Below are 19,006 nucleotides of genomic sequence, written 5' to 3' on the forward strand. Positions count from 1 at the left end.
AACTATAAGAAGGATCATCCTATGCAACTTACGCTACGTCGTTGTGTCGCCGGTATTACAACACTTTCACTTATTATAATAATAGTTACTGCTCTAACTTCGCCAATCGACCGGCAGGTACACTTGACCTGGCTACCAGCCTTAGCGTTACTCATTTTAACGTTAAGTTTGGGGCTACTTTTTCTGGCTTATTTAAAATTGAATCTAGTTAGGCCCCGAATAATCCATATTTTATTAATCGTTAGTACATTGATTGCACTGCTAATCCAGGTCTGGTTAAGCTTACACATTGTGGCCATGGGGTCGTTGGATCCGGCAGCAATTCGTTTACAGGCCGCCGCTCTTGCACAAGGTGGGCAGCACTGGTTCCGCTATTTTTCTTGGTACCCCAATAACGTCAATATTACTTTAATTTTGGCCGATTTAATGAAATTAGCTGGCCAAGTTCAAGGTAATGGATTTGGTCATTTTTTAAATTTGATCGGTTTCATTCACATCGATGGCACAATTCTATTAATCTGGTGGTTCTTAAAGCGCCACCGTGGTCAGCTTTCTGCCAACACGTTTCTGGCGCTCAGTCTTCTTTTCGTTCCTTTTTATTGGTACGCCTTAGACTTTTATACAGATATTATTGTCATTATCTACCCGGCACTACTGTTAACTTGCGTAGACTTGGCCGCTAGCAGTCGAACAAAAAAACGACAGCTTATTTGGCTGGCTTTAGGACTTCTTTTCTTTACCATCGGTTACTTAATTAAGGGCAACACCATTGTTTTCGGTCTTGCCGCTTTGTTTGCTTGGGGACTCAGCCGACCAACTAGTCGCCGTCTAATTGGTCAATTGATTTTAACGGCACTTATTGGCGGCTTACTTTTAATCGCTGGTGGCCGTGTTAGCCAGCAATTGGCCAAAACAATGGGTTACGCGCCAAATCCGGCTAGTGAATTTCCAACCACTTCATGGACTTTAATGGGTTTGAATCCACAATCCTTTGGTGCTTATTCACAAACAGATATTGATCAAACAACCAGACTTGGTTCTGCATCTGCAAATCAGCGGGCAGTTAATCAGGCGCTTAAAGCGCGCTTGAAACAATTAGGCTTTGTTGGTCTAGTCAAACAATTTCGCCAAAAAATAATCACGATGTGGTCTACAGGTACCGTGGGCGCTTTTCTTTGGCCAGATCATTTTAAGCAGGTCCCGAAAACTTACCTTAAACATCAGGCCGCCTTTCAAACGCTAGTCGCTAATTTCACACAAGTATTGTACCTATTTAGTTTAACTACTGCTTTGATTGCGACACTGTTGGAAATCCGTAATCCCCACTTTGATCAACTACTATTACAGTTAGGCTTCCTCAGCATACTTTTTCTCCACCTTTTCTTCTGGGAAGTTGAAGCGCGCTACGCTTTACTAGTCATTCCATTTTTGCTGGCATTGGCGGCCAGCGGCGCACCAAAATTGGTTACCCAAGTTGCACTGCTTAAACCACAAAAGAAAGTTACTTTTAGTTTGCTTATTTTCCTGCTGGTCGCTAATCTTGGGCCATTCTTAGTAACTCGATCGTGGTCACGGCCACAATCGATCAGCACTCCCGTTACCAACCAATCAGTACCAGGTTATTTTCAAATGAGCCAACTTACACTAAAACCCGGGCAACACCTAACGCAGCCACTGCAGATTCCAGAACGTTTTAATACCATTAACTGCTCTGATATTGCCAAAACAGGCACGAAAGTCCGGTTAACCTTAATCAAAAATTCACACGAAGTTGGCCAAGCGCGCTATCCGGGATTAATCACTAGTCCTGCGTACTTGGCAGCTGGACAGTATCAACTAAAACTAAAGAATATCAGTCAACAATCAGTAACCGTGTCAGTGGCTCACAGCCCAATTATTCGTTTGACCACTAATCCAATAGAACAGGCGCCCAATTATTACTTTAAGTTCTCAGTGACTTCACAGCAAAATCAGCCGCTAATCAATCGTTCAGCGCGCTTAATTATTTTATTAACTATAGAAATTTTGTTGATCGGTTCTGGCTACTACTTATATTATTCAAAAAAATAGAACCCTAAAATAGGGATTACGCCAAAATTCAAATTTTGACGTAATCCCTATTTAGACTTAGAACTATTTTAATGATCACGATAATTTCTTCCGGTCAATTATAGCCTGATCCTTTATTCCAAAACAAACATTTGGTCAATCAAGTGTTTGAGTTCTTTTTTAATAAAACCGGCATCCTTGTATGAAAGCTGGAATAAAGTAGCATCAGGTTGCTCCCCTGACCCAAATTCTTTTTGTAGTTCAACGGCATTTCGGTATTCATTTTCAATCATTTGCTGTTGTGCTTCCAGCTTGGCCGGAACCAAGTCATTCATGTGTTCTGCATCAAAGCCCACAATCAAATTGCCCTTGCTGTAACTAACATATGTCACCCCACCATGAACGTCAAAATTAGCCCAGTCGGCCAACCGCGATTTTTCGTAGTGACTATTGGTTTCCAGAATCGTGACGTAGCCGTACATGGCACCTAATTTATTTTGGCGAATTGTGGCCTTATAACCGTGATAGATAAATGTTTTTTCTTTTGGTTGCTGATTCCAGATTCCTTCAGGCAATTTTGGCATAACTCATCCTCCTCATCCAAGTGACAAAAAGAACCGCGAACCAGATCGATTCGCGGATTGATAATTGCGGAAGACTGCTTCCGAGACCAATTTTATAGTGTAATCCTTACTACACAAAACTTTCGGAACAACCTAGTTCTGCAACTAGCGCCGTTACACTACCTCAAGTAGTACGATACGTTTGTTATTCCTATTCGCCAGAGCTAACTTGAGCACAACGCTGATCGTTACTAACCTACCAATCTCACGTTGGCGCCTTGAAGTGATGATAATCATCACCGTTAATTAGTCTCTCCGTCTTCCTTAACTGTAATATAGCACGCATTGGAACCGGATACAACTAATATGCTACCACAAATTTTATTAAAGCTTAGAGTCCAATAATAACTAATAAATTAGCCAATTAATGAGATGGGCCTACCTCAATTATCGTTGGAACTGTCACACCACAATGCTCCTCACTTATTTACCAAGTAAACTCTGAGCAGTTCTCAAGCCTCTAAATCCGATATCTTTGCGGTAGTAAAATTTAGCTAGCTTTAACTGTTCAAGTTGGTGGTAGGCCTTTTCTTGGGCGCTTGCTAAATTTTTTCCGTGCACCACTAATGTAAAAATACGGCCACCCGCATTATATAATTGGCCGTCTTTAGCCGTTACATTTGCGTAATAGCCATTTTGGGGTAATGGTGGCAACATTAACCCCACTTGTGGTTTGTGTGGGTAACCTGGTGCGGCAACAACCACACCTAAATAGGTTTCTGATTTTTGCCACTCAATCTGAGGTGTCCTACCAGCAATTAAGGCCATAATTAATTGATAAAAATCACTGCGTAATTGCGGCAAAATGACCTGGGTTTCAGGATCACCTAACCGTAAATTATATTCAATTACTTTGGGCCCTTCAGCAGTGACCACGCAGCCAATATAAATTACCCCCGCAAAGGTCAGTTTTTTTGCTACTAAACCGGCCATCGTTGGTTGCACAATTTGCGCTAATGCCTGCTGATACACTGTGCTTGTCATCTGCGGCAGTGGTGAGTACGCCCCCATACCACCAGTGTTGGGCCCTTCATCACCTGCACAAAGTTTCTTATGGTCCTGGGAAAGCGGTAAGAGAACCATTTGGGTGCCACCGACAAGTAGCATTAACGAAAACTCTTCCCCGCTTAAATAATCCTCAATTAATATTTCGGTGGCGTGTTGTAACCCCTCATGGATAACCGCGGCAAGGTCAGCACTAGCCCTAACAATTGTTACCCCTTTACCACCGGCCAAACCATTTTCCTTAACCACTAACGGCAGCGAACGGTCTTGCGCATAACTTAACGCCTGTGCTTCATCATTAAAGGCACGGTAATTTGCCGTTGGAATCTGTTGTTGCTGCATAAATTGTTTCGCAAACTTTTTTGAACTTTCCAATTGAGCCGCGGCCTTGTGTGGACCAAAGATAGTTAATTGGTGCGTCTGAAAATAATCAACAATCCCAGCGGCCAATGGTTCTTCTGACCCAACAAACGTTAAATGAATCGCCTGCGTTTTTGCAAACTGTGCCAAATTGGCGAAGGCAAGCATTGCAATGTTGACACAGTTAATACCATCCCGCTGCATTCCAGGATTGCCCGGTGCACAGTAAACCGCCGTCACCTGCGAACTCTTTAGAAAGGCCACACAAACTGCGTGTTCCCGCGCTCCCGAACCAATCACAAGTACCTTTGCCATCTGCATCCCCGCCTTTACTAATGTCTAAAGTGCCGAATGCCAGTCGTTACTAAAACAATTCCCCATTTATCGGCCATATCAATTGAATCTTGATCACGAATACTGCCACCTGGCTGAACAATCGCCTTTATACCATGTTTGGCAGCGTATGCCACACAGTCATCCATTGGGAAAAAGGCGTCAGAGGCCATAATTGCGTTTTCATAACCAGCCTTAGACATTGCCTTTTGAACAGCAATTTTAGTGGAATCAATTCGGTTTGGTTGCCCAGAACCAATGCCTAAAGTTTGCGTGTCCGTGGTCACAACAATGGCGTTACTTTTAACGTGTTTCACAATGTGTTGTCCAAAGGCCAAGGCCGCCAACTGTTGTTTAGTTGGTTGCTTTTTGCTAACAACCGTGAAATCGGCTGGGGTATCAACCTTTTTATCAACTTCTTGCATTAAAAGACCACCGCTAACGGAAATAGTTTCAAATTGATCGGCTTGGTCCTTGCGACTAAAATCGGCCTGCAATAAACGAACATTTTTCTTTTTGGCTAAAATAGCGTAGGCTTCATCGCTAAATGAAGGCGCAATAATGATTTCCAAAAAGAGTTCGTGCATTTTGCTAGCAGTTGCTGCGTCTACTTCACGATTAACTGCAATAATTCCGCCAAAAATCGACATAGTATCCGATTCATAGGCCTTATCCCAGGCCACACTCAATGTAGCGGCAACACCAACACCACAGGGATTCATGTGCTTCATCGCAACCACGGTCGGCTGTTCAAACTCACGAATCATTTTCATTGCTGCATCGGCGTCTTTAATATTGTTGTAGGATAATTCTTTACCGTGAAGCTGCTTAGTAACCACTGAATAGGCCGACGGAATAGCATTTTGATAAAAGGCGGCCTTTTGATGACTGTTCTCACCGTAACGTAATGCCTGCTGTTTTTCGTACGTCAGCGTCAGTTGTTGGGGAAACTCTTCAGTTGTGAGGTAATTAGCGATTAACGCATCGTAGGCCGCAGTATGGCGAAAAACTTTGGCCGCTAACTGTTTACGGAAATCCTGGTCAACAACTCCTGCTTGTAAAGCCGCAATGACTTTAGTGTAATCGGTCGGATCAACGACGGGGATAACGCCAGCAAAGTTTTTTGCCGCGGCTCGCAACATTGATGGTCCACCGATATCAATTTGTTCAATTGCCTGCGCCTGAGTTGTTGTTGGTTTTTCAATTGTTGCTTTAAATGGGTAAAGGTTAACAACAACGAGGTCAATTGGCACAATCTGTGCTTCTTTTAATTGTTGCATGTGGCTGGCGTTATCACGTTTGGCCAAAATACCAGCGTGAATGTTGGGGTGCAATGTTTTTACCCGCCCATCTAACATTTCGGGGAAGCCCGTTACGGTTTCAACGCCGGTAACCACGATTTCGGCCGCTTCTAGCACTTTTTTAGTGCCCCCAGTTGAAACTAATTCATAGCCTAACTGTTGTAACTGCTTAGCAAAATCCACCAAACCTGTTTTATCCGAAACACTTAAAAGAGCTCTCTTCGTCAATTTAAATCTCTCCTTCATTCAATAATTGTTCAACCACTTGCGGGTATAGCCGGTGCTCAGTTGCGTGAATTCGTTTAGCCAACGAGGCAAGATCATCTTGGGGTAAAATCGTAACGGTTCGTTGGGCAATAATCTTACCAGTATCAATTCCAGAATCAACCCAGTGAATTGTCACCCCAGTTGTTGCAACGCCTGCAGCAAAAGCATCTTCAATGCCATGACGCCCAGAAAAGTGCGGTAATAAGGCGGGATGAATATTGATGATTTTATGTGGGTAGGCGGCAAGCAAGGTGGGGCCAATAATCCGCATATATCCGGCTAACAAAATAAAATCGATCTGTTTAGCCTGTAATTGTTTAATGATTTGCTGCTCAGCGACCGCCTTGTTTGGGTACGCTTTAAAATCAACCACCAAACTAGGGACTTTTTCTTCTGCTGCTCGGCGTAAGACGTTAACTGCTGGGTGGTCACAAATAAGTAATTTAACCTTTAAGGGCAAGTTTTGCTGGCGAAAAGCCGTTACTAAAGCCGTAAAATTAGTACCTTCACCAGATGCAAAAATTGCAATATTTTTTTCTTCTTGTCCCATTTACTTTTGCTCCTGTAAGATAACCTTTTGCTGCCCGGTGGTAACTTGCCCAATCTGTAAAACTGGCTGTTGTCGTTCCGCTAGTGCCTGCTTAACTTGTCCCAAATTTTTAGGGTGAACGGCTAACACCATTCCAATTCCTAAGTTAAAAGTATTAGCAAGATCGGTAAATGAAAGTTGACCCAAACTAGCTAAGTCCTGCATAATTCCAGGAAGTGTCCAGGTTGAGCAATCAATCACTGCATCAAGGTCAGTCGGTAAAATACGCGCAACGTTTTCCAACAAACCACCCCCAGTAATGTGGGCAATGCCACTGACTAAGTTTTGTTGAACTAAGGGTAATAACGCCTTAACGTAAATTTTAGTGGGCCGTAATAATTCGTGGGCTAAATCCATTTTGCAGTGCGGTAATTGGGCACTCAGTTCAAAGTGATGTTGCTTAAATAAAATCTGCCGAACGAGACTAAATCCATTTGAATGAAGCCCCTGGGCCGGCAAGCCTAGCAAAATATCACCTAATGCCATTTTTTCAGGCTGCATCAATTGTTGCGCCTCGGCGATTCCCACCGCAAAACCGGCTAGATCATAATGGCCAGCTTGGTACATGTCGGGCATCTCGGCGGTTTCGCCACCAACTAACTGAACTTGTGCGTCTTGGCAACCAGCAACAATTCCCTTTAAAATCGCCTGGGTTTGTGCCCGCTGCAAATGACCAACACCCAAGTAGTCTAAGAAAAATAGTGGTTGCGCACCCTGGGCCACAATATCATTCACACACATTGCAACTAAATCAATCCCAATCGTGGCGTGTTCTTGGGCCTTTTGGGCAACTAATAATTTAGTCCCCACCCCATCCGCACCGGAAACCAAAACCGGCCGTTTGTACCCAGCCAAGTCTAATGGAAAAAGTCCGCCGAATGAACCTAGTGCTTGATTGCCAGATAATTTTTTTAAATCGGTGACAACTTGATTGCCTGCCGCAATATCAACGCCGGCCTTTTTATACGCATCCATTGAGTTCACCTCGTTCGTGTGCCAATTGTTGTTGTTCCGTATCGTATTCTTCTTGATAATCGTAAAGTGGTGTTGGGTAATCACCGTTAAAATAGGCAACGCACAAACCATGATAGGGCGCAGCAGACTTTAAATTAATCGCCTTGATTAAATTGGCGGTACTTAAGAAGGCTAAAGAGTCACAACCAAAGGTGGCGGCCATTTCGGCAACACTTTGATTGGCGGCAATTAATTCACGCGCACTTTGAATATCAATTCCGTAAAAACAGGGAAAGCGTAACGGTGGTGATGCAATTCGCAAATGAACTTCCTTGGCGCCGGCATCCTTTAATAATTTCACAATTCGGCGGCTAGTTGTTCCCCGAACAATCGAATCATCTACCAGCACAACTCGTTTTCCGGCAACAACTCCTTTAACCGCGGATAACTTTAAAAAAACACCCTGTTCGCGTAATTCTTGCGTTGGTTCAATGAAAGTTCGGGCCGAATATTGATTCTTAACCAAACCAATTTCATAGGGCAGGCCACTTTCCTCAGAGTAACCACTGGCCGCTGAAAGGGATGAGTTCGGGACGCCGATAACCATATCCGCATCTGCTGGGTGCTCGCGAGCTAACAATTTACCCATTCGCTTACGGGCGGAATGAACGTTAACCCCGTAGATTTCCGAATCGGGACGAGCAAAATAAATGAATTCCATTGAACAAATGGCCAGCTTCGTTTTATTAGTGTACTGTTCAATTCTCAAGCCAGCCGCGTCAATAATTAAGAGCTCACCAGGATGAACATCACACTTAAACGTGGCACCCACAACGTTCAGCGCACAAGTTTCGCTGCAAACAACGTAGGCGCCATTGGCCAATTGACCAACGACTAACGGCCGAAAGCCATTGGGATCAAGTGCTGCGTATAACCGATCCTTCGTGAGTAACAAGTAGGCAAAACCACCTTTAATTTTACGTAAGGCAGCCTTGACCTGTTCATCTAAAGTAGCCGCCTTACTACAGCGAATTAGGTGCATCAAAATCTCACTATCTGAACTAGAATGAAAAATTGCCCCACTTGCCTCAAGGTCTTTTCTTAAAGAAATTGCGTTAGTCAAATTACCATTGTGTGCCAGGGCAAACTGTGTATCACTAAAGTTAAACGGCAACGGTTGAACATTTTCCAATGTGTTGGCCCCTGCAGTCGAGTAACGGACATGGCCAATGGCGGCAGTCCCGCGCAAATCGTTAAGCTTTTGCTGTGACGAAAACACATCCGTTAACAAACCTAAGCCACGTTCAGTCCGTAGCCTTCCTTGCTCATTAACGGTAATACCCGCACCTTCTTGACCACGATGTTGTAGTGCAAACAGGCCAAAATAGGTTAATTTAGCCGCATCCGGCGTTCCCCAGATACCAAAAACGCCACACTCTTCATTAAGGCTCTTCACTTCAGACTGCATGCCAAAGCTCCTTCCCATAATCTTTTGGCCTCAGGAAGTGCCAGCTTAAATTCGCCATCAAATGCTGCAACTAAAAGTTGCTGCTGGTTGGTTACCTTTCCTAGAAGTGTTGCGTCACGGCCCATTAGTTGTTCAAAAATCAATTGGTTTTCTGGTTTAACTGAAATTAAGAAGCGACCTTGTGTCTCGGCAAAAAACTGTGCCGTAGTTAACGTACTGCTTAATGCCACACCTAAATCTTTACCAAAACAGCTTTCAGCAACCGCCACAATCAGACCACCCTCAGAAATATCGTGGGCACTAGCAATTAAGCCTTGCCGGTTTGCGCGTAGAATTAATTGCTGAATTCGCTGTTCTTCAGCTAAATTGAAAGAAAAAAGTTTTCCACCAATTTTACCAGTCAGTAATTTTTGAATTTCCGTACCATTAAAATCATTACCAGTTTGACCAACAACGTAAACTTTATCGTTGATCTGTTTAAAATCCTGGGTCGTAATCTGGTTTAATCCTTTGATTAGACCAACCATGCCAACCATCGGCGTTGGGTAAATAGCAACATCATTAAATTCATTATTTAACGAAACATTCCCGGAAATAACTGGGGTATTAAACACTTTACAGGCGGCCGTCATCCCCATAACTGCTTCATCTAATTCATAGAATTGATCAGGTTTTGTTGGATTACCAAAATTTAGACAATCAGTAATGCCCAACGGAACGCCACCAGTCGCCACAATATTACGTGCAGCTTCAGCAACCGCCATTTCACCGCCCACATACGGATCTAAGTAAAGGTAACGCCCGTTAACATCGGTGGTCATTGCCAAGGCCTTGTCAGTGTGGCGAATTCGCACCACCGCTGCATCAGAACCTGGCCGAACAACTGTATTCGTTTGAACCTGAGTATCATAAGTTTCGTAAATCATTTTTTTAGACGCAATCGTCAGTTGTTGGAGCATTTGCTTTAAAATTTGTGTTGGTTCTGTAATCTTTGGTGAAAACTGAGTGGTTGCTTGCCGTAAAATATGCTCCGGAACGGCCTTTTCACGGTGGTAAACTGGCGCCGCGGTTGCCGGTGAGTCCACTGGTACATCCGCTACTATTTGGCCGTGGTGACTCAATTGGTATTGATGGCCCGTTGTGACCTGCCCAATAACGGCAGCAGTAAGTCCGTAGTCAGTAAATAGATCTAAAATTTCATTTTCACTACCGGCATTGATACAAAGCAGCATCCGTTCCTGTGATTCAGACAACATTAATTCAAAAGCAGTCATATTAGCTTCACGTTGTGGGACTAAATCTAGGTTTAAGGTCATACCACTACCGGCCTTGGAAGCCATTTCGGCGGATGAAGAAACTAGTCCGGCAGCACCCATGTCTTGAATACCAACTAATGTATCCTGATGCTTATGAATAACGTCCAAACAAGCTTCCATCACCAATTTTTCCGTAAACGGATCACCCACTTGAACGGCGGAACGTTGGCTTTTATGTTTAGAATCAAATTGCGCCGAAGCAAAGGAGGCCCCGTTAATCCCGTCACGACCAGTTTTTGCGCCAACGTAGATAATACTGTTACCTACGCCGGTTGCTTGGCCTTTTTCACGATTAGTTAAATCCATTAAGCCCACACACATAACGTTTACTAAGGGATTGGTGGCGTAGGTCGCATCAAAGGCTGTATCACCCCCAACCGTTGGTACCCCAATACAATTTCCGTAGGCAGCGATTCCGGCAACAATCTGGTTAATCAGATATTTATCGTGAGCGGTTTTAGGCTCACTGAAACGCAAGCTATCCAACAAAGCAATTGGCCGAGCCCCCATTGAAAAGATATCTCGTAAAATACCACCAACGCCAGTAGTTGCACCCTGAAATGGTTCAACTGCCGAAGGATGATTGTGACTTTCGGCCTTGAATACAATTCCCTGATTGTCACCAATATCAATAATTCCTGCGCCTTCACCAGGTCCTTCAACCACTTGTTTAGCCTTAGTCCAAAATTTCTTCAAAACTGGTTTTGAATTTTTATAAGAGCAGTGTTCACTCCACATTCCAGAATACAAACCAATTTCAGTGTAAGTTGGTAAGCGTTGTAAAATTTTCGTCGTAATTAATTGATATTCAGCATCCGTCAGACCTAAACCCTGATAATACTTCGTGGTCTGAATTGTTTCTGGTGTAAGTTCTGCTGTTTCACTCATGAATTAGCCCACGCTTTCTTACCGAATTGACTAACGAACTGAAAAGTTCGCGGCCTGAAGTTGAACCAAGAATTGCTTCTACCGCACGCTCTGGATGGGGCATCATGCCCAAAACATTGCCCTGTCGATTGGAAATTCCAGCAATAGCAGCAACACTGCCGTTGGGATTATTTTGATAGGTGAAAATAATCTGGTTATTTTTTCTTAATTCCGCCAAAGTGATCGGATCACAATAATAATTACCATCGCCGTGCGCAATCGGTAGTTGAATTGTTTGTTGTGCCTGATAATTAGTTGTAAACAGCGTTTGATTATTCGTAACGACTAAGTCGGCGACCTTACAAACAAACTTAGATTCCTGATTCCGTTGTAAACTACCAGGTAGTAACCTGGCCTCAGTTAGTATCTGGAAACCGTTGCAAATACCCAAAACAGGTTTCCCGGCGGCCGCAAATCTTTTAACGGCCGGCATAATCGGCGCCAACTGCGCAATTGCCCCACTACGTAGATAATCGCCGTATGAAAACCCACCGGGAAGCAATACAGCACTGTAGTCATTCAAATAGGTGGCAGTAGATGGAACTAATTCTGCTTGTTCCTTAACCACGTCCTCGATTGCGTAAACTAAATCCATTTCGCAATTGGAACCTGGGAAGGCAACAACTGCGAATTTCATTCTGCCACCACCAATTCTTCAAGTTGATAGTAGTAGCTTTCCATGTTCACATTAGCGAGTAGTCGATCGCAAATTTCGTCTACTTCCTTTGCAGCCTGTTCCTTGGATTGCGCATTGGTCAGTTTCAATTCAAAGTACTTACCCAACTTGACGGAGGCAACATCCTGATAACCTAAACGCAACAAAGCCGTTTGAACTGCCTGTGCCTCAGGATTCAAGATTGAACGCTTATAATTAACGTGGATTTTCGCTAAATACATTAGTTATGGCCCTCCACTTTCTGCAGACGTTGCAAAACGGTTTTATAAACGGGAACCAATTCACCTAGCCCTTTACGAAAAACGTCTTTGTCTAAAGATTCTTTGGTTTTTTGATCGACTAAACGACAACTATCTGGCGAAATTTCATCCGCTAAAATGATTTCACCAGTTTGATCTAAACCAAATTCAACTTTAAAATCAATTAACTCAATTTGCATTGCGGCAAAGATAGTTCGTAAACGCTGGTTAATTTTAAGTGCCAAGTCGCGCATTTGGTCTAATTGTTGCTGTGTCGCAATATTTAGTGCCTTAATTTGCGAATCATTAATAAATGGATCATCTAATTTATCACTTTTATAGAAGAATTCTTTGACCGGTTGTTCAAATTTCAGCAAATGATCAACCGCAAATTTGCGTTCGAAACTGCTAGAAGCAAAATTGCGAATGACTACTTCTAGCGGAATTATTTGTACTTTTTTGACTAGTTGATTATTGGCGTCAATTTGTTTGATGAAGTCATTGGGGATACCATTTGCCGTTAGATCAGAGAAAATCAAACTGGAAATTTGGTTATTCGTTGTCCCTTTATCAGTCATTTGGACTTTCTTTTTACCATTTAAAGCCGTAACTTGATCCATGTAATGGACCCAAACAACATCCGAAACGTTCGTGGCAAACATTTCTTTGGCCTTACCGCGATACAACAATTCCTTTTTCTCGTAATCTACCATATTAATCGTCTCCCTTTAATGCCTGCGTACTTGCCAACAATTGTTCAACGTTATCGCCTAAAACAGTGATGTGACCTAATTTTCGTTGTGGCCGAACCGCATCTTTACCGTAATCGTGAAAGTGCCATTCAGGGTGATCGACCAAAAGTTGCCGGGCCTTGGTCAAATCAGACCCCAAAAGGTTAGTCATTACGGCCGTTTTTTCTTGTTTAATAGCCGGAATAGGTAGCCCACAAATGCTACGAATATGGGCCTCAAACTGAGAAATATTACAAGCTTCAATACTGTAGTGCCCAGAATTATGGGGGCGTGGCGCCAACTCATTAATTAACAGATGTTGCTCATCAAGAATGAAAAATTCGATGCCTAGAACGCCACGTAAATTTAATTCGGCCGCAATCTTAACCGCAGCCGCCTTGGCCAGTTCCTCGATGGTCCCACCAAATCGTGCTGGAGCAATCGTAGTGTGTAAAATATGGTGCTTATGGAAATCTTCTACCAGTGGAAAAGTAATAATTTTACCGGCCGCAGTTCGCGTGACCATCATGGCCGCTTCACCAATAAACTTTTGCCGCGCTTCAAGAATACAGCCCGCTTGTTGATAAAGCTTTGCAGCAGCAGGTAAATTCGCGGCTCCATTAAGATCAAGCTGGCCGTGGCCATCGTAGCCACCTGCGGCCGTTTTTAAAATTGCTGGATAACCAATTTGATTAATGGCGGCCGTCAAACTTGCGCTATCAGTGACGGCGGCAAAATTAGTTACCGGTAAACCGGCCGAACGTAGAAAATTTTTCTCATTCAATCGATCACCGGTGATATGTAATAATTCAGTTCCTTGTGGCAGTTCGGTTACCGTTTGGGCCCTAATTAAAGCCTGTTCATCAACATTTTCAAATTCATAAGTTAAGACTGCACTGCGTTGTGCCAATTCCATTAGAGCAGTTGTATCAGTATAAGCCGCAGTAATTTGAAAATCGGCTACCTGACCGGCTGGTGCGTGGGGAGTTGGATCGAGGACACCAACTTTATAGCCCATTGTCTTGGCACTTAAAGCCATCATCTGGCCTAATTGACCGCCACCAACAATTCCGATCGTAGCTGGCGGTAAAATTACTTTAGTTGAATTGTTGCTCACTGGTAATCGCCTCCTGCCGCTGCTGCTCCTTAAATGCCATCAATTTGGCCGTTAGCTTGGAATCATTGATCGCTAAAATTTGTATGGCTAACAAGGCCGCATTTTTGGCCCCCGCTTCACCAATACTGACAGTTGCAACTGGAGCACCAAATGGCATCTGAACAATTGATAATAACGAATCAACACCATTTAATGTTCGTGTTTTTATTGGAACGCCAATTACCGGTAATGTTGTATTTGCCGCTAACATACCTGGTAAGTGGGCGGCGCCACCTGCTCCAGCAACGATAACCTTTAGGCCCTTAGTTACGGCATTACTACCGTAAGTGTACAGTTCATTTGGCATTCGATGAGCAGAAATAACGTGCTTTTCGTAGCTAATTCCAAACTTATCCAACCAATCGCAGGTCAATTTCATCGTTGGCCAGTCCGAAATCGATCCCATAATAACACCAACATTATTCGCCATTAGTTTATCTTCCTTTCTAACTAAAAGCCCTAACAGTTTTATAGTTCAAATAATACTTAACATTTTTACTTTGTCAACGCTAAATTGTTCGTATTTTACAAATTGTGATTTTATTTATTATAAAGCAATTCAAATTCACCTAGTTAGACGTTGAATTAGGCCCTAATCCGAACATTAGGATAATGAAAAATTTATTTTTTTATATTAGCTAATCTACTTTCAATATCAAAACAACTTTATATCGAACCCAAAAAGAGGCCAGGACAAAAGTCCTGGCCTCTTACTATTTTCGATCATTACTCTAGAACGTGCGCCAAAAGTTTGGGTTCACGTGCCTAACGGAAGTGTTTGAAAAAACGATTAGATTCTGAGGATTACTGACGTTGTCGATCGGACTAGGATAAAACAAAGTCCGAGTCGCAGCCTGAACAGACGAATTACCTTTGAAAAAGGTGATTTGGCTGTTGTAGCTACTATTCCGCAATTGAGGATTATTAGCACAAAACGCTAATAATCTAGATGCTTCATCCGTTGTCCATTCAACTACGGCAAAAACCGCCAAGTTGAAACATGGCAACCGCAGGAATCTGTTTTTTCAAACACGACTACAGCCAATCCAATAACCATAGTACGGTTATTGGATTGGCTTACGTTACGCAGTAAACCCAAAACCGACTTTTGGACCACTCCCTTAAATTTAAACATTCATTCATTTATTGACTAGTTTTGTTTGTTGGATCAAATTTCCGTTCAAAAAATCCAAGCACACTATCGGAAATAATCGCCATTAATGCAGTTGGTAACGCACCTGCTAAAATAATTGCACCACCATTTGTAGCGTTCGTTCCACGAATAATAATATCACCTAACCCACCAGCACCAACGAAGGAACCAATGGCCGTAATCCCAATGGCTAATACTAACGCATTTCGAATGCCAGCCATGATAACTGATAAAGATAGCGGTATTTCAATTAATCGTAAAATCTGAACCCGAGTCATGCCCATACCTTTACCGGCGTCTAAAACATCAGCGTTGACGTTTAACATACCCGTATAAGTATTTTTGATAATCGGCAATAATGCGTAGAGGAAGACCGTCACGATAACTGTATTAACCCCAAGGCCAAGTGCCAGCATTATGAGCGACAACATTGCTAACGACGGCACGGTTTGAATCACGTTAGCAATTCCAATCACCCAACCACTGAGTTTACGGTGTTTAGCAATAAAAATACCAATTGGAATACCAACAATCGCCGCAAAAACAACCCCATAAATTGAGATTAAAAAGTGCCGATCAAATTGACTGAGGACGTACATACCGTTATGGGCAAAGTAATAGAATAGTTGTTGAACAATATTCATATTTTGCATTAATTTTGTCCCCCTTCAAAATAATTGTTGTCTTTCAAGAACTTATTGGCCACTGTTGCTGGTTCCTGTAAATTATTATCAACTTGATAATTTAAACGTTGCATTGTCTTCAACGGAATTTTACCGTCTAAGCGTTTTAAAATTGGTCGTAATTGTGGATTTCGCTTTAACGCTTTATCGTTGGCAACTACACTAGCTTGATAAGGTGGGAAAAATTGTTTATCGTCTTTTAACAACTTCAAATTATAGCTACCAATTCGACCATCCGTAGAATAACCTAAGATAGCATCCATCTTATTGCTGGCCAAAGCATTGTAAACCAACCCAATTTGCATGGGGTAGACATGACCAAAACTGAAGCCATACGTCTTTTGGAAAGCACCGTAACCATCAGCCTTACGATTCATCCAAATCTGATCAATCCCAACTTGCATTTGTGGTGCAGTCTTTTTCAGATCACTAACAGTATTTAGATTATGCTCTTTAGCGTACTTTTGCGTCACCATAAATTGATAAGTATCCGCAAAACCATAACTTGGGAAATAAGTCATGTGGTACTTCTTTTGAAAATCTCGTTTTACAGTAGCCGCGATTACCTTAGGATCTTTAGTTGCCGATTTTTTCAAAATTGTCTGGTAATCTGTCCCGTTAAATCGAATCGCAGTTAAATCGGCCTCATCATTTTTCTGAGCCTGAAAGCTTACGGTAGCTGAACCAAGGTTATTAATAACGGTTGTATCCAAATTAGAATAGTGTTTAATCATCCCTTGAATAATTGCCGCCATAATTTGTTGCTCCGTTGTATTTTGAGCAGCAATCCGCACCGTATCATCAGAGGTACCACCTAAACCAGGCAAACTACAGCCACTGAGGGTAACCACTAAGGCCACGAGGGGTAAAAATAGCTTGATAACACGTTTCATTTTCTTTGTCATCTTAACCCTCCTCTGTTGTTTTTGGCGTTAGTAACAGCTCCAAACGGCCTAATAGAAAGTCAACGATTAAGGCCAAAATGATAACTGGAATTGAACCACCAAGAATTAGATCAGAACGGTATAGATTTAAACCATTAAAAATGAAATCCCCAAGGCCACCAGCACCAATATAAGAAGCCAACGCTGTCCACGCTATAACGTAGGTTGCTGATAAGCGAACACCTGCCATGATCACCGGCGCGGCTAAAGGCAACTCAACGCGCATAATTGACTGAAAGTTACTCATTCCCATTCCCTTAGCGGCGTCCCGTAAAGTTGGATCAACATTCTCCATCCCTAAATAAGTATTCCGTAGAATTGGTAATAATGAATAAATAAACAGCGCAACGATCGCTGGTTTGGCACCAATCCCAAAGATAGGGATCATCATCGCTAGTAGTGCCATTGCAGGAATTGTCTGCAAAACACTAGCCAAGCCAATAACAAAACCAGAGATTCGTTTGTAACGCGTTAAAATAACCCCTAATGGAATTGCAACAATCACACCAAGGCCCAATGAGATTCCTGAAATGTAGATATGCTGCCAAGTCTTAAATACAAGTTGACCACCAAATTCATTAAAGAAGTTGATCATTTCTGATCACCATCCTCCGTTGTTTGCGTTACCTCAGCCTGTGGTTTACCTGTTTCTTTATCCGTAGTATCTTTTGTTTCTTTTGCTTGGCCACTATCGTTAGAGCTACTCTTATCAGCCTCGCCCCATAAAGCATCGTAAACTATATCCACTAAAGTGGCTCGCGTTACAATTCCGATTAATTTCCCGTCATCATCGATAACTGGAACATTGCGGAAACCACGTTTCAAAATCCGGTCAACAGTATCGCGAATAACGGAATCCTTCCTAACATAAAAAACATTGCTATCCATGATGTCACCAATTCGTTTACCGGAACCATAGTAATGGTTCAAGCGTTCAATACCAACAAATCCAGTCAGCTTGCCCTCATTATTAGTCACTAACAAGGTATCAACACGTTTCGTATGCATTTCACCTAAGGCTTGCTTCAAGGTTTGATCTTCCCGCGCAGAAATAGCCTTTGTGGCCACCTGACCAACCGTCGTGATACTTGGCCGTGCCTGAATTAAACGATCCTGACCAATTAAATCGGCAACAAATTTATTGGCTGGATGCCGCAAAATGTTGTCCGGCGTATCTACCTGAACTTGCTTACCATAAGACATAATTACAACTCTCGTTGCCAAACTTAGTGCCTCATCCATGTCATGGGTTACAAAAATAAAAGTTTTACCTGATTTTTCTTGCAAATCCTTAACTAAATCTTGTAGTGATTCACGCGTAATCGGGTCTAAGGCACCAAATGGTTCATCCATTAAAATAATGTCCTGATCAGCCGCTAAAGCACGTATAACACCAATCCGCTGTTGTTGTCCACCAGATAATTCGGAAGGATAACGATCCAAGAATTCTTCTGGTAATTCAACGAGCTTAATCATCTCTTTAGCACGTTCATTCCGCTTTTCAACGGGCCATTTAAGTAGTTTTGGAACTAACGTAATGTTGTCTTGAATGGTCATGTGGGGCATCAGACCAACGTTCTGAATAACGTATCCAATTTTACGCCGTAATTTAACTGGGTTCATTTGTGCAATATCTTCACCATTAATTTTAATTGTGCCCGAAGATTGTTCCAGCATTCGATTAATCATTCGCATCGTTGTTGTTTTACCTGAACCGGAAGTCCCAATAAAACAAATAAACTCTCCCTTTTCGACCTCAAGATTGAAATCGTCAACGGCAGTTTTGCCACCCGAATAAACTTTAGTTAAGTGTTCCATTGATAGTAACATACCTTTACCATCGCCTTCGCTTAGAATTTGAATCATGTTTAAATGCTAACAATAGTAGACCCTTTATTGCAAAAGAATATGAAGATCACATGAGAATTACACTATAAAATTGTCTAATTATCTAGCGCGTATCCTATGGCCTTTTTAAACCTACTACATAAAAAGTTACCTAAACGTGCTTAAAAAAGAATTCCCTACTATTTTCCCGCAACTAGATGAAAAAGTACAATACTCATTAAATAGTCTACCACTATAATAAATTCATATAAGCTATTAACTATAATACCCATGACAATTTAATTCAAATAGAAAAATTGTGTTATCACTTAATATTTTTTGTGCTAACTAGTTTACATTTGACCAATACTGACTATAATAGAATTTGTAAGCTGATAAGGAAAA

General features: G+C 42.2%; 17 protein-coding genes. 1 reads left to right on the forward strand and 16 read right to left on the reverse strand.

Features of this window, described 5'->3' with window-relative positions; translation table 11 throughout:
- Positions 1 to 21: 21 nt before the first annotated feature.
- A complete protein-coding gene (locus AYR53_RS02550) occupies positions 22 to 2,070 on the forward strand; it encodes a glycosyltransferase family protein (RefSeq protein WP_068279545.1) in 2,049 nt (682 codons plus the stop codon).
- A 113-nt stretch (positions 2,071 to 2,183) separates the two neighbouring features.
- On the opposite strand, the gene AYR53_RS02555 is transcribed toward AYR53_RS02550, so the two are convergent.
- The 16 genes from AYR53_RS02555 to AYR53_RS02630 form a co-directional block, all read right to left on the reverse strand.
- Positions 2,184 to 2,633 (reverse strand): hypothetical protein, encoded by a 450-nt coding sequence (locus AYR53_RS02555; protein WP_068279542.1) that lies wholly within the window; start codon positions 2,631 to 2,633, stop codon positions 2,184 to 2,186.
- 462 nt (positions 2,634 to 3,095) lie between these two features.
- Positions 3,096 to 4,352: a phosphoribosylamine--glycine ligase gene (gene purD / locus AYR53_RS02560; protein WP_068281253.1), complete on the reverse strand. Its 1,257-nt coding sequence runs from the start codon at positions 4,350 to 4,352 to the stop codon at positions 3,096 to 3,098.
- 17 nt (positions 4,353 to 4,369) lie between these two features.
- Entirely contained in the window at positions 4,370 to 5,899 is a 1,530-nt protein-coding gene (gene purH / locus AYR53_RS02565; RefSeq protein WP_068279540.1) for a bifunctional phosphoribosylaminoimidazolecarboxamide formyltransferase/IMP cyclohydrolase, read from the reverse strand.
- Position 5,900: 1 nt separating this feature from the next.
- Positions 5,901 to 6,488, reverse strand: a complete 588-nt coding sequence (gene purN / locus AYR53_RS02570) for a phosphoribosylglycinamide formyltransferase (protein WP_068279536.1) — start codon at positions 6,486 to 6,488, stop codon at positions 5,901 to 5,903.
- Entirely contained in the window at positions 6,489 to 7,502 is a 1,014-nt protein-coding gene (purM, locus tag AYR53_RS02575) for a phosphoribosylformylglycinamidine cyclo-ligase (RefSeq protein ID WP_068279533.1), read from the reverse strand.
- Positions 7,489 to 8,949: an amidophosphoribosyltransferase gene (gene purF, locus AYR53_RS02580; RefSeq protein ID WP_068281252.1), complete on the reverse strand. Its 1,461-nt coding sequence runs from the start codon at positions 8,947 to 8,949 to the stop codon at positions 7,489 to 7,491. Before purF ends, purM begins: the two co-directional genes overlap by 14 nt.
- On the reverse strand, positions 8,934 to 11,153 hold the full coding sequence (gene purL / locus AYR53_RS02585) for a phosphoribosylformylglycinamidine synthase subunit PurL (RefSeq protein WP_068279530.1): 2,220 nt from the start codon (positions 11,151 to 11,153) through the stop codon (positions 8,934 to 8,936). Before purL ends, purF begins: the two co-directional genes overlap by 16 nt.
- Positions 11,146 to 11,829, reverse strand: coding sequence for a phosphoribosylformylglycinamidine synthase subunit PurQ (gene purQ / locus AYR53_RS02590; RefSeq protein ID WP_068279528.1), 684 nt, complete (start codon positions 11,827 to 11,829; stop codon positions 11,146 to 11,148). The genes purL and purQ overlap by 8 nt, the downstream gene beginning before the upstream one ends.
- The gene (purS, locus tag AYR53_RS02595) at positions 11,826 to 12,089 is read right to left on the reverse strand and encodes a phosphoribosylformylglycinamidine synthase subunit PurS (RefSeq protein WP_068279526.1); all 264 of its coding nucleotides are present in this window, start codon (positions 12,087 to 12,089) and stop codon (positions 11,826 to 11,828) included. Before purS ends, purQ begins: the two co-directional genes overlap by 4 nt.
- Entirely contained in the window at positions 12,089 to 12,820 is a 732-nt protein-coding gene (gene purC, locus AYR53_RS02600) for a phosphoribosylaminoimidazolesuccinocarboxamide synthase (protein WP_068279523.1), read from the reverse strand. Before purC ends, purS begins: the two co-directional genes overlap by 1 nt.
- A gap of 1 nt (position 12,821) precedes the next feature.
- A complete protein-coding gene (gene purK / locus AYR53_RS02605) occupies positions 12,822 to 13,955 on the reverse strand; it encodes a 5-(carboxyamino)imidazole ribonucleotide synthase (RefSeq protein WP_068279519.1) in 1,134 nt (377 codons plus the stop codon).
- Positions 13,936 to 14,424, reverse strand: coding sequence for a 5-(carboxyamino)imidazole ribonucleotide mutase (purE, locus tag AYR53_RS02610; protein WP_068279516.1), 489 nt, complete (start codon positions 14,422 to 14,424; stop codon positions 13,936 to 13,938). The genes purK and purE overlap by 20 nt, the downstream gene beginning before the upstream one ends.
- Positions 14,425 to 15,137: 713 nt before the next feature.
- Positions 15,138 to 15,800: an ABC transporter permease gene (locus tag AYR53_RS02615; RefSeq protein WP_068279514.1), complete on the reverse strand. Its 663-nt coding sequence runs from the start codon at positions 15,798 to 15,800 to the stop codon at positions 15,138 to 15,140.
- The gene (locus tag AYR53_RS02620) at positions 15,800 to 16,735 is read right to left on the reverse strand and encodes an osmoprotectant ABC transporter substrate-binding protein (RefSeq protein ID WP_068225984.1); all 936 of its coding nucleotides are present in this window, start codon (positions 16,733 to 16,735) and stop codon (positions 15,800 to 15,802) included. Before AYR53_RS02620 ends, AYR53_RS02615 begins: the two co-directional genes overlap by 1 nt.
- Position 16,736: 1 nt before the next feature.
- Positions 16,737 to 17,369: an ABC transporter permease gene (locus AYR53_RS02625; RefSeq protein ID WP_068225983.1), complete on the reverse strand. Its 633-nt coding sequence runs from the start codon at positions 17,367 to 17,369 to the stop codon at positions 16,737 to 16,739.
- A complete protein-coding gene (locus tag AYR53_RS02630; RefSeq protein ID WP_068281251.1) occupies positions 17,366 to 18,604 on the reverse strand; it encodes a betaine/proline/choline family ABC transporter ATP-binding protein in 1,239 nt (412 codons plus the stop codon). Before AYR53_RS02630 ends, AYR53_RS02625 begins: the two co-directional genes overlap by 4 nt.
- Between the last annotated feature and the right edge of the window lie 402 nt (positions 18,605 to 19,006).

The organism is Loigolactobacillus backii, from assembly GCF_001663675.1.
GTDB classification, from domain to species: domain Bacteria; phylum Bacillota; class Bacilli; order Lactobacillales; family Lactobacillaceae; genus Loigolactobacillus; species Loigolactobacillus backii.